General features: G+C 31.6%; 3 protein-coding genes. 2 read left to right on the plus strand and 1 reads right to left on the minus strand.

All coding sequences use genetic code 11. The features are described from left to right. Positions 1-547: zeta toxin family protein (locus K339_RS0109850; RefSeq protein ID WP_028523427.1), on the plus strand; the 547-nt coding region annotated here is incomplete at its 5' end. 1 nt (position 548) lies between these two features. After that, positions 549-938, plus strand: a complete 390-nt coding sequence (locus K339_RS0109855) for a hypothetical protein (RefSeq protein ID WP_028523428.1) — start codon at positions 549-551, stop codon at positions 936-938. Here K339_RS0109855 and K339_RS0109860 read toward each other — a convergent pair. After that, positions 935-1,849 (minus strand): replication initiation protein, encoded by a 915-nt coding sequence (locus tag K339_RS0109860; protein ID WP_028523429.1) that lies wholly within the window; start codon positions 1,847-1,849, stop codon positions 935-937. The genes K339_RS0109855 and K339_RS0109860 overlap by 4 nt on opposite strands. Between the last annotated feature and the right edge of the window lie 145 nt (positions 1,850-1,994).

The raw sequence follows: 1,994 nt of genomic DNA on the forward strand, positions 1-1,994 counted from the left end.
AAAAAAATACGTTAAAATTCTTCCTGACCGTATTTATGAAGAAAGAAAGTTTATTGATACTTTTAGCCTGACAGAAGAAGTAAGCCGTAGGATGGAAGAGGCAATTGCTAAAGGCAAAAACATAGTTTTTGAACATAATCTACATACTACTTCGGTATTAAATAGATTGCAGAAAGCTAAGAAAAGTGGTTACGAAACAAGTATTCACTTTTTAGGGGTAGAGCGTATTGAAACACAACGAAATAGAGTTGATGCTAGGGTTCTTACTGGCAAAGGTCATGACGTCGATTCTACTACCATCAGAGAAAGAAGAGATAAGGGATTTACGACTATCAAAACAAATTTACGTGTATCTGATGTCACATTAATCATTGATAATTCATCAAAAAAACCATCTGTCAACCTGCATTTTAATGAAGGAATTTTGGTTGAGAAAAAAGCAAACTTAGCTGAATGGGTTAAAAAAGAATTTGAAGTAGCGCTTAAACTCCAAGAAAGACTTGGAGTTAGGCCGAAGGAAAGTGATTCTATAAAAATTAAACTCTAAAATGACTGAAAAAGAGGTAATTGCGTATTTTTTTAGAGTTAGAAAATTGGTCAATATAAAGGGAATTGAAGAAGCTGCAGGATTAAAAGCTTTTCGTTTGAATAATATTATGAAAGGCGTAAATCATCATCTTACACCTAATGAAGTTATGAGCTTAATTCCAATTATTATGGAATTAAGCTCTGGAAATGTTACTACTCAAGATGAATTACTTGAATTTATCGCTCATTTACAAAATCGTAAATTTATTACAAAAAGAGGTATAGGTAAAGCAGCTAATTTAAAAGATAACCGATTAAATAATGTTATGCTTAGTTCATTTTCTGCGTTCTCAAAAGAAGAATTTGAGCGTTTAGTCAATATTATGAAATCTTTCAAAATCAATAACTAAACCAAACCAAGCTTCTTTAAAAGAAGTCCTCCTGCATTTTTATCGGCCTTAATTTTACCAGTTTGCAATTGATAATTAAAACTAAATACCTCTTGTATCATTGCTTCATTTTTTTGAATATCTGCTATATACTTTTTTGATTTTATTCCTAAATTGAAAAGTATTGATAAAAGATTAGCTTGACGAGTATCCACTACTGTATCGTCAAATTTTATCGGTAACATTATATGCTGTTTATGCTTAATGTAGAATGTTATATACTTTATCTGCTTTTTTTTCTCGGAATCTCCGTGCATCGTATAAGAAACGTCCAAATCGCTGTATTCATTTATTTGCCGTACAGCAACCTCTAAAACGCGCGATTTGAACATTGAAATGCTAGTAAACTGCTCTACACCTTTGTTATCAACTAATCCAAGATTCTTTTTAAAGTCTATTAATAACATGGCTTTTGACTCCCCAATATCTTTCCATTGTGAGCATATCTGATAGATGCGTTTTGCATACTTACTCTTCATTTTTAGAGCAGCGTGTAGCTCATAGGTCGTAAAATTGTTTTTTAACTGCTTTAGAAGCATAATAGCATCTTCCGAAAATTTAATCTCTATCCTTCCTTGACCTGTTATGTAATCTACATGTTGGAATAGCCAGAATTGTCGATATTTTTTTTCAGTTTGTATTTCAAACATTCTACTACCCATACTTTCGGTAGCGTCTTTAAATTGTTGATAGTTCCACTTGCGCCCAGTAAGCTTTTCTATTTCGGCAGCCATCACTTCGTATATTTTGTTACTAGCATCCTCATCGTGGATTTTAGACATTACTGAAAAGAGGATGTCTAATTGGCAAGCAGTAAAGTCATATCTTGCATTTGTAATGCTATTGTCTTGCTTTATTATTTGTTGTTTCATCTGACTTATAAAATGTTCATTTTTGCTCGCAGTCACTTAGACTTTATATTTGATTTTGTACAGCAAATATAATTTGTTTTTTGTACTGAACAAATTATATGAACAGTTTTTTTTATATGTTCAGATTGACTTATAAAATGTTCAG

The organism is Runella limosa DSM 17973 (genome assembly GCF_000482465.1).
GTDB classification, from domain to species: Bacteria; Bacteroidota; Bacteroidia; order Cytophagales; family Spirosomataceae; genus Runella; species Runella limosa.

Coding starts and splice junctions, on each gene's coding strand:
- K339_RS0109855 (WP_028523428.1), top strand. CDS start 549: ATGACTGAAAAAGAGGTAATTGCGTATTTTTTTAGAGTTAGAAAATTG.
- K339_RS0109860 (WP_028523429.1), bottom strand. CDS start 1,849: ATGAAACAACAAATAATAAAGCAAGACAATAGCATTACAAATGCAAGA.